Raw genomic sequence first — 9,970 nt, forward strand, 5'->3', positions numbered from 1 at the left:
TCCCCATCGGCGGCCGAGCAGCATCGCCTGCCGCCGGATTCCACCGTCAAACAGACGCTGGAGCTGCCCGGGCGGACGCTTCGTTTCATCGCGACTGCGGGCTCGATCCGCATGTTCGACGACAAGGGCGAGCCGCAGGCCGACATCGCCTACACCTCCTATCAGCTCGACGGCACAGATCGCGCCACGCGTCCGGTGACGTTCCTCTTCAATGGCGGCCCGGGGTCATCCTCTGCTTGGCTGCAGTTCGGCAGTGCCGGGCCATGGCGGCTGCCGATCGATGCGGAAACCGTCACGGCGTCGGCCTCGCCCGAGGTCAGGCCCAACGCCGAGACCTGGCTCGATTTCACCGACCTCGTGTTCATCGATCCCGTCGGCACCGGCTACAGCCGTTTCGTGGCGACAGGCGAGGATGTGCGCAGGCGGTTCTATTCGGTCGATGGCGATGCCAGTTCAATCGCGCTTGTGATCCGCCGCTGGCTCGAGAAGCACGAGCGGCTCTCCTCGCCGAAATATGTCGCGGGCGAAAGCTATGGCGGCATTCGCGGACCGAAGGTTGTGCGCAATCTGCAGATGCAGCAGGGCGTCGGCGTGAAGGGCCTGATCCTGCTCTCGCCACTGTTCGACTACCGCGAGTTCACAGGCACGAGCTTTCTGCAACACGTCGCGAGGCTGCCAACCTGTGTCGCGGTGGCCCGCGAAGCCAAGGGCGAGGGCAGGGGGGCGGTCAAACGTGCCGATCTCGCCGATGTCGAAGCTTACGCGCGTGGCGAATTCTTGGCCGACCTCGTCAAGGGCGAGGCAGACAAGGAGGCCACCAACCGTCTCGCCGACAAGGTCGCCGCTTTGACCGGCATCGACCAGGCCGTAAGCCGACGGCTCGCCGGGCGCTTTGACCGCGGCGAATTCCGCCGCGAGTTCGACCGCAAGAGCGGCAAGGTGACCGGCGGTTATGACGCCTCGGTGCGCGGCCTCGATCCCTATCCGGACTCCGATAGCTACCTCTTCGGCGATCCCTCGGGCGATGCGCTGGCGGCGCCGCTGACGAGTGCCGCCGTCGATGTCCTGACGCGCAAGCTCAACTGGCGGCCGGACGGCTCCTATGAACTGCTCAACCGCGCGGTCACGCGGGCCTGGAATTTCGGCCACGGCAGCCCTCCGCAGTCGCTGTCGGAGCTGCGCGAGATCCTTGCCACGGACGCGAAGATGAACGTGCTGGTCGCGCACGGCCTGTTCGATATTGTCACGCCCTATTTCGGCTCGAAGCTGGCGCTCGATCAGTTGCCGCCCTTTGCGTCGGCGCCGCGGGTCAAACTCGTGGTCTATCCGGGCGGCCACATGTTCTATTCACGCGACGCCTCGCGCCAGGCATTTCGTGCAGAGGTCGAAGCGATGATGAAGTAGGGCGTGCGTTCATCAAGCCGGCGGCGAACTAAGCCACAAGCAGGTCGCGTTCTGCGCCTACAGTAGATCGGCGTTTCTTAGTGCAAGAGGCGCGGGGCAGAATGAGCAAGCAGGCGGCGGCCATGAAAGTAGCCGACGCGCTCGTCGAGCAAATCCGTCCGCTGCTCGCAGGAAAGGGGCCCGGAAGTGCAAGGCGCGCCGATCGGTCAATTGCTGGGGATCTTCATTGCCGGCCATCCGCCGGAATTTCGCGAGCAATCGCGCAACGTTCTGCTTCATGCGCCTGGTGGATCCGGAGACAACCCTCCATCAAGAAAAAGATAAATGTGGAAGACCTAAATCCGAAATTTGCGCACTGCTTTATGCGATTTATCACACTTCGGGCGTCGCTCACACCAATACGTTGAAGGTTACTTCTCAATCCTTGACCGGGGCATCATCGGAACGTATCACCACGTCAGCCAGCAGCATCTTAAGCGGCGCTATCTGGCTGAATTTGCTTTCCGCTGCAACGAGCGCGCTTCGCTCGGTGTCACCGACAAAGATCGTGCGGCGCGCTTGCTGAAAGGCATCGTTGGCAACCGTCTTACCTATCGACGACCTAACGAAGATCACTCACAAGAAGCAGGCGGCTATAAGCCTCCGGTAAGGCCTTCACTGAGCGCGTACCATAATTCGGACGACGCATAGTTCATCTTAGAACTGAAAGAGCGGCGCCAACGTCCCTGAGCTCAGCATGCATGGGCATAGAGCGGCTCGTTCATGGAGCCAAAACGCAAGGGTCAGGACGAGCTCTCTAGACGAGGCGCTTGCTCAAGGGACATGGCGGCCTGCAGCTGAGCCGTCAGATTCCGCTACCGCTCGATACGACCGGCGCGCAGGCAATAATTGCAGGCAGTAAGATCTGCATGGAGAGAGGGGCGTATCATACCCTCTCTCTCCGCGCCGAGACGACCCTCTACATAAAGTCATCGTCCTCCCAATCCGGCGAGACATTTCTCGCGCGCTCGGAACGTTCCGTATCCCTGCCTTCACTCTCTTCCGCTTTGGAAAGGTAAAGGGGAGGTTTGTTTGTTCGCTGCCATTCACCGTCGCTGTTCTTGATCCACTTGTCGGGATGCCGGGTAGGGTCAAGCACCATCATCGAGTCACCTATCTCAACAAAACCCAGCGCTGCTGCACGGGCTTTTGCTTCCGGATTCACGGGATGAGAAAGGACTAACGGCTTGTCGCCGTCTGACCGAAGCTGATGCTCCAGCAAAATGTCGCCTGCGTTATCGACGAGGGGATGCGTAACCCGAAAGTCTACCGTCGATGTGATTTCAGACCGTCCGGGAAACTGTTCCCGCCAGCGCGCGCGTGCCTTTTCCCCTTTGAACACATCACGCATGTTAGCTCCACCTTCCGTTCGGAGAAGTCCAACGCTTTTGTTTCCCAATTGATAGCTGAAGTGTCGTGCGTCGTCCGAGCCTTCTTTCCTGCCATGATTATAGGCAACGTCCGCAGCGCGCTCCGCTTTCAATGCCACCGAACGCGAGTATTGCTGAGGATTGGCGGCGATATGCTCGATTTCATCCCCATAGAAATCTTCCAATTTGTCCTGAAATGAGGACCTTGAGATCTCCACGATGGGTGGTCTGGTGCTCAGTGAGTACGGCCGTGCTGTCGCCGAGGATGAATCAGTGTAGGACTCCCGCGGCGCTATCTGCATATGGGAGAACACGTCCTCGAAGCTTCGGCCTTGATCTGTTTGCCTACCGTCGATAGCAGACTGTGTCATTCTATCAGAGTCGGAATTGCCCATCCATGGAAAGCTGGGTGAGGCATTTATTCGATTGTACATGGACGTTCGCGCTCCTATCTGCGAAAGCTGTATTGAGTGTCAACCTGCTAAGGCCGAGCGGAGCTTGATAGCCAGCCTTCCTGACGAAAAGCTGACAGCAGGTTGTCGGGCGTCTTGCAAGTCAGGTTGTACCGTAAGCGTATGCTACGGCTGTTCTGCCAGCGCACGTCGTTCGTGCGAAAGCTGTTGGAGGCTGGAGTTCCCGCTGTCTGCTTTCCCAGCAAGTGCGAGCGATAGGCCAAGATTGTTGCGCAACATCTGATTGCCTGGGGCGGCTGCGAGAGCCTGCCGATATAGCGCTTGGGCCTCATCATGGCGCCCCTCGGCGTCGAGGACCACCCCCTTTGCGTTCAGGGCACGCAAGTCACCAGGGGCTGTAAGCAAGATCTTGTCGGCTACCTTAAGCGCCTCACCCGCGCGTTTCTGTGCCAGAAGGGTCTGCGTAAGTGAGATTGCCGCATCGACATTGTCTGGTTCTTGCTTCAGAGCCTCGCGCAAACTCTCCTCGTCGGTAACCCGGAGGAGGGCGTGCGCAATGCGCTCGCGCATAGCAGGATCGATGTCCTTAGCGCCGAGCAACTCTGGCCGCGGCGTCGCTTGTACTGAGATGGCTGGGTGATCCGAGCTGGTGCAACCTCCGACCACAAGAATCGCGAACAAGGCGAGGAGAGTTAAGCCCGAGGGCGGATGGAACGCATACCATCGAGCAGCGGATGTTCTCGCAGGTGAATTCATGCTGTCCATTGTCACGACCGACTGCTGTGCGCTGTTAGCCGGCTGTGGCGAGCTGGCTGCGTTGGTCTCCTGCCGGAGCTTTTTCCTTGGGACCTGTAAGCTTGAGCGAGCCCACTGGCTGGACCGTGAAATCGGAGGCGAGATCCTGATAGGACAGAACAGGAAGATCGATCCCGTTGCGGGTGAGAAAGCCGCGCACGAAGCGCCGGATATCCAGCGAACTCAGGATGACGGGCTGGCTCTGACCTGGTGGCATGCCTGAATGAATCTGACGCAGTTGCGACAACAACATCTCGCTCTGCCGGTCCTCCAGCGCGAGGTATGGCCCGACGGCAGTTTCTCGCACCGCACTGCGAATCACATCCTCAGTTTCACGTTCGATGATAAAGGCGGGCAGAACACGGTGAGCGTTGGCGTAGCGATAGCAGATTTGCCGTTTCAGGCCGGAGCGGACGTATTCGGTGAGCAGGACAGCGTTTTGCTCGCGTTCGCTCCATTCGGCGAACGCTTCCAAGACCAGGCGGGTGTTACGAATCGGGATGTCCTCGTCGAGCAGACGACGCAGGACCTCGGCGATCCGGGGAACTGGAGTCGTTCGTAGCACTTCCTTCACCAGATCAGTATATTCCTGCTCCATCCGGGCGAGCAATTGTCGCGTCTCTTGAATGCCGACCAAGCGCTGCGCATATCGCGTCAGTACGGAACTGACGCGCAAGGCGATGATTTCGCTCGGACGGTGATGCCCGATTCCGGCCGCTTTGAGAGCCGGTGCATGGCTCTGTTCGATCCAGATCCGGCCAGTGTCTGGATCTTGCCGATACGGGATGCCGCTCAATTCAATGTTCGCTCGGTCGTCGGTGAGGGCGAGCTGCGTCGGGTCGACTCGATCCCGTTCAACCGGTACCCCTTCCACATCCAGCCTGAACTCGGACTGGGCCAAACGTGGATCCACCTGGACTGGAATGCGGGGAATCGTGATGCCAAGATCGGCTGAGACCAATGCCGAAATGCGCGCGATGTGCTGCCCAACTTCCTCTTTGTCCATCGCATTTATCAGGTTCGGCGCAACCAATAGCGCGACCGGAAGCGCCTCCGCAGGTATGGTTTGCTTTTGAGCCTGCGCTGGACTCGTAGTCGGAGCACTAACGTTGGCGGCCGTCTTAGAGCCGGTGTTCGCGCCTTGCACACCGCCCTTGACATAGCTCGCCCCGGTAAAAACTGCAGCCAGCATGAGAAACGGGGACAAGGGGAAACCAGGTATCAGCCCCATGAGAAGTAAGACGCCGGCTGCCAGCCGCAATGCCGGGGTACTGGCCGTGAGTTGGTTGATGATATCGGCACCAAGCTTGAGCTTGGAGGGCCCATTTACACGTGTGACGATGGTTGCAGCCGTAACCGACAGCAGGAGCGCCGGAATCTGAGAAATCAGCGCGTCGCCGATGGTGAGCAGCGTATATTGATGCAACGCCTCATCAATGGACATGCCCTTCGAGAGCAGTCCGATGCTAATTCCTCCGAGCATGTTGATGCAGATGACTATGAGTCCGGCGATGGCATCGCCTTTGACGAACTTCATGGCGCCATCCATCGCACCATGAAGTTGACTTTCCCGCTCCAGTGAGGCTCGCCGGCTGCGTGCGTCGCGCTGATCGATATGACCGTTGCGTAGCTCCGCGTCGATAGCCATCTGCTTGCCTGGCAGAGCGTCGAGGGTGAATCGTGCGGAGACTTCAGCGACGCGCTCGGCTCCCTTCGCGAGAACCATGAACTGCACCATGGTCACGATCAGAAATATAACAATGCCGACAGCGATGTTCCCCGATATCACGAACTCACCGAAGGTGTGAATGATGCTGCCGGCGTCTCCTTCAGCGAGGATCAGCCGCGTTGTCGCGATGGTCAGCGCCAGACGAAAGACGGTAGAGATCAGGATGACGCCCGGCAAGGATGAAAAATCCAGTGGCGTACTGAGATAGAGAGCAACCATCAGCAACAGAACGGCAAAACCCAGATTGAAGCCGATCAGCATATCGATCACGACGATCGGGATCGGCATGATCATCATTCCGATTGCCAGAAGCAGCATGAACGCGACCATGAAGTCCGCGTGGAATGGCGCGCGCACGATAAGCCTACGAAGAAGGTGTGCCATGAAGAGCCTTCTTATTGTTGTTCCGTTGGCGCTGTCCTGCCACGCAAGGATACATAATCTTTGAAGACCGCCCGCGCCTCGTCCATACGGCCGGCGCGTCGCAGCGCGTGACTGCGCAGAAGCGTCAAGGGCAGACGCGAAGAGGGATCCTCATCAAGCATGTCGAGTCTATCCAGCACATTAAGTGCTTCATTGCCAAAGCCCTCCGAGATGAGAGCATAGGTAAGAATGCGAAGCAGGTCGACGTCTCGCGAATCTTCATGGGCAAAGAGCCGCAACAGAGCGAGAGCTCGTGCGCTCTGTCCACACGCAAGGTGGACGAAGGATATTGCGCAGACCAAATCGCGCTCTTGCCCGGAGATTGGCAAGACATCGCCGGTTTTGATAGCTTCGGCCGGCGACGGTAGACTGGCGAGGTGCGATCCGCCCGAATTGACCATGCTAGCCCTTGATCAAGCTGTTCTGGTTCTGCCGGAGCAGGATCAGCCGGCGGAGCTCCTGCTGCAGTGCGTCGATCCCTTCGCGCGCCACCGAGTTCTCCGCTCCGGCCCATAGCCGGTCGGCCAAGCGCTCCAGGAGAACACCGTGCTTCTCTGCTCGCAGCACGTCCGGATCACGCAGGCGTGGGGTGACGAAGGAGAGCAGACCTGTCGCGAGATTGCGGCCATAAAGTGAAGCGAGTGCCGCACGGGGGTCGATCTCAGCGATCGGGACGCGCCTCTCGTTGAGGCTGACACGCGAGACGGCATCGATATCGTCGACCTCAAGCGAGGCCTCGATTGACAGATCGGGTGCCTCAGTATCCGGCCAAATCGACCCGTGCCTGTTCTCGCCGCCGCCATCAGTGCGATCGATCTCTAAATGATGGACTTGAGGGAGGGCCGGCTTGTTCGCTGGCTCATGGTCTTGGGTGTTGAGCCTTTGCGAAGAGGTGCCAAATCCGACAGGATGCTGCGGCAGCTTGGTCATGACATTCTCCTTTCCTGCGGTACTGGAGCTCTAATAGGGGAGAGCAGCAAGTCGTCCATTCCGGCTAAGCAGTACGCGTCCCGCCTCGATTCGATCCACCGTCCATCCATCATTCAACAGCGCCCCCACGAAGTATTTTTGGCCGCCAATAAGAAGATAGGGGTGGACTCCGCGCCACACCGCCTGGACAGCTATTGAGGAGGGAGGCTTATCCTCCTTTAAGATCACCCCGTTTACGAGTGTCAGCGAGCCGTTCGTATGCTGATCGAACCAGCGCTGAACCTCCTGCCACCTAGTGACTAACGCAGGGGTAACGGTGCCCTCCGCGCTGACTACACCTGGTCCAGGCGCGATTTTGATATTGAGAAGTCCCGCTTTATTCACCTCCTCTTGCAGCAGTTCGGCGGCTGCATCGAGGGGGCGATCATTAGGACCGTTGAGCGTCAGCTTGGCTGGAAGTGGGGCGCCAGGGGGCGCATCGGGGCTCACTGCACCGGCACTGCCGTCAAACAGGAAGCTGATTGCGAGAGTGGCGATCCCGACAGAGCTCAGCAAGACCAACGAGACTGCGATTATCGAAAGACGGGATAGGCCGATTGATCCTCGTGCCGAATCCTGTGTGCAACGAATGGACATCGTGCCCGCATGAATGACAGCAGGAAGAGAAATAACAACCCGCTTGCCTACGGCAATATCTCCGTTTCCCTCTATGCTGACTCCGGCTGCTAGGGCCTCGATCTCAATCGAACCGTGCAGGGGGGTGAGACGGAAGTGATTGGACTCGAGCCCCTGTTCGACGAAGACGATATCAGCATCGAGGCCACTTCCGATAAGACTCGTTCCGACCGGCGCTTCACCACTCACCCCAGAATAAGGCCCTGATAGCACTTCGAAATGAACGGAAGCCGGTTCATTCACGGAGATTCTCCTGAGAAACGAGAGAAGCCGTACGGCGTTGCCGTACGGCTGGTTCCGAGTTCGTCAAGCTATGGAGAGCCTCCCGCACGCGAAAAGAGCCGGCCGTGAGCCTCCCTCTTGCAGCGCTAGCTAACGCGCTCGTCGGCAACCTTCTTTTCGGACGAGAGCTCGGTCGTAATTCTGCGCATCATGATGCTCTTGGCCTGAGCCTGTTTGCTGACACGCTCCAGCTCGGCGAGCTGCGCTGCGAAATCGCCGTCCCCGGTAGCACCGGCCTGCTGATTCGCCGCGGGTCCAAATCCGGCGGGGGAACCACCAACGGGAGAAACCATATCGAGTCACCTTTCTGTTTGGAAGTTACTGTTACTGATCACCTGCCTCACGCCGCAGCTAGCGTGATGAGGGCAGGAAATGCAATCATGACATGTGCGCTTGGCGCGTCATTCGAGAGAGTCAATTCGCCGTTGCCGTGGTTGAACTGCGGCTTGCTTCCTGCGGCAGGGCCATTGTCCTTGGCGACCTTGTCATCATCAACCTTCTCCGGCTCCAATTTGTGAATAACCCTCTCGAAAGCTTTGTCGAGTACCCCACCGACAGCGGAGCCAATCGCCGCGCCCTGCGGTCCACCGAGGTATCCACCAGCCGCGCTTCCGATCATTTCTCCAATCATCGCATTCTCCTATCTTCATCTCCATTACGGTCAATAGACGACTCCTCGCCTAGAGATCAGCGCTGACATCCTAGGAGCATTACCTTTCAAGAAGCTGACGAGTCTTCGAAGGGCCGAGGAATGAGTCGATGTCGCCAAATTTATCTTTCATCGGAAAATGTGTCGGTACTCTCGCTTCAGCCGATGTTGTCGCGCAAGACGCCGTACGTCTTGCGCTTCAAAGCTTGAGCGGTTGCAACTCGTTGCTGGCGTATAAGCTGTGCCAGCTGTCGGTCCAACGAGCATGGTTCCGAGCAGCTCGACTGCAAAGCTGGATCGCCTGGTGCTCATCAAGCGCCGTGCACAACGTCCTTAAGATATCTGCCGTGGCGCTTGCCTCGAGCAATCAAGTGGTAGACAAATCGACTGCGGCGTACGTGTGCAAGTGCCTGGTCTCAAGACTCGAGCGAAATCAGTTTCGAAGCGGCGTTTGTACCGAACATGGCCGTCCGAGGCGCCTAAAGACCGCCTCGAGCATTCACGCGAGAGGCTCGGCCGAAGTTCTTCAGAGATCGTGGATGCTCGCCCTCCGCACGTCCCAAGATGTCGTGTTCCGCCGCCCATCATGAAGAGCGTTTCGTTGCGGTCGCGAGCTCTCAGCGTTAGTTCAGGCGATACGCAAGCGGATGTGCTGGTGGACGATCATCCTATCGTCAGCTTTTAGACAGGTACTCCGGATACATTTCCTGCGACTTGGTTACGCTCGACGTGAGAGTCCCGAATTGCCATGCGGCAAGGGGTTAAGAGAAGTGGTCCGCCGATCAAGACTGTTGTCACCCGCAACAAGAAACGCGAGAGCGCGTGCTGCTGGCCGTGGCGTGGGATTGGTTTTGAAGGGCCTTGGCGCAACGTGCCAAGTTGATTGTGCGGGTGGTCCTCGCAGTCTGTCGCTGCCTTCAATGCAATAGGAGTGAATGAAAATGCCGTATCTTCCCGTAGTGGGTGGTTCCAATCCGGCGGTGGGGCTAGTGCCTGAAGGTGCGCCCGCCGTTCCAATGTTCAACGTGGTGTTGGGGCAGTACGCCGGCGCCGTCGGCGTCCCGGTGGGGGCCTACCAATACCTCCCGGTAAATACTTCGGCCCTCGTTGCACCCGCCGTCCTCAATCCGGTCTACGTTGCTCCAACCCTTCTCGCCCCGCCGCCGCCTCCCCAGTTCGCGTCGGTCGCCCAGAACCAGGGCTCGTCGTCCTCAATTGATCCGGTCTGGACGCATGAGGTTCATGACGGCAAGGCCACCAT

The 9,970-nt window shown here is 58.7% G+C and carries 9 protein-coding genes and 2 pseudogenes; 3 read left to right on the top strand and 8 right to left on the bottom strand.

Going from position 1 to position 9,970, the window contains the following annotated elements; translation table 11 throughout:
* Positions 1-1,404 (top strand): S10 family peptidase (locus CWO89_RS35005; RefSeq protein WP_245476721.1); only part of this gene is annotated, 1,404 nt, incomplete at its 5' end.
* A 402-nt stretch (positions 1,405-1,806) separates the two neighbouring features.
* A pseudogene (locus CWO89_RS48330) lies at positions 1,807-2,025 on the top strand (transposase); the annotation flags it as partial.
* A 337-nt stretch (positions 2,026-2,362) separates the two neighbouring features.
* Here the strand turns inward: CWO89_RS48330 and CWO89_RS35015 are convergent.
* The 8 genes from CWO89_RS35015 to CWO89_RS35050 form a co-directional block, all read right to left on the bottom strand.
* The gene (locus tag CWO89_RS35015) at positions 2,363-3,115 is read right to left on the bottom strand and encodes an effector protein NopP (protein ID WP_496114080.1); all 753 of its coding nucleotides are present in this window, start codon (positions 3,113-3,115) and stop codon (positions 2,363-2,365) included.
* Positions 3,116-3,391: 276 nt separating this feature from the next.
* Entirely contained in the window at positions 3,392-3,796 is a 405-nt protein-coding gene (locus CWO89_RS35020) for a tetratricopeptide repeat protein (protein WP_245287675.1), read from the bottom strand.
* 220 nt (positions 3,797-4,016) lie between these two features.
* A complete protein-coding gene (gene sctV, locus CWO89_RS35025) occupies positions 4,017-6,134 on the bottom strand; it encodes a type III secretion system export apparatus subunit SctV (RefSeq protein ID WP_130230513.1) in 2,118 nt (705 codons plus the stop codon).
* A gap of 11 nt (positions 6,135-6,145) precedes the next feature.
* Positions 6,146-6,574 (bottom strand): tetratricopeptide repeat protein, encoded by a 429-nt coding sequence (locus CWO89_RS35030; RefSeq protein WP_080664153.1) that lies wholly within the window; start codon positions 6,572-6,574, stop codon positions 6,146-6,148.
* 1 nt (position 6,575) lies between these two features.
* Positions 6,576-7,103 (bottom strand): hypothetical protein, encoded by a 528-nt coding sequence (locus tag CWO89_RS35035; RefSeq protein ID WP_028168940.1) that lies wholly within the window; start codon positions 7,101-7,103, stop codon positions 6,576-6,578.
* Between the two features lie 30 nt (positions 7,104-7,133).
* Positions 7,134-8,021 (bottom strand): SctD/MshK family protein, encoded by an 888-nt coding sequence (locus tag CWO89_RS35040; protein WP_130230515.1) that lies wholly within the window; start codon positions 8,019-8,021, stop codon positions 7,134-7,136.
* A gap of 125 nt (positions 8,022-8,146) precedes the next feature.
* Entirely contained in the window at positions 8,147-8,353 is a 207-nt protein-coding gene (locus CWO89_RS35045) for a hypothetical protein (RefSeq protein ID WP_028168938.1), read from the bottom strand.
* 47 nt (positions 8,354-8,400) lie between these two features.
* A complete protein-coding gene (locus CWO89_RS35050) occupies positions 8,401-8,691 on the bottom strand; it encodes a hypothetical protein (RefSeq protein ID WP_035692794.1) in 291 nt (96 codons plus the stop codon).
* A 959-nt stretch (positions 8,692-9,650) separates the two neighbouring features.
* Here CWO89_RS35050 and CWO89_RS47225 point away from each other — a divergent pair.
* Positions 9,651-9,970: pseudogene (locus CWO89_RS47225) on the top strand (DUF1521 domain-containing protein); the annotation flags it as partial.

It is taken from the genome of Bradyrhizobium sp. Leo170 (assembly GCF_004296405.1).
GTDB lineage: Bacteria > Pseudomonadota > Alphaproteobacteria > Rhizobiales > Xanthobacteraceae > Bradyrhizobium.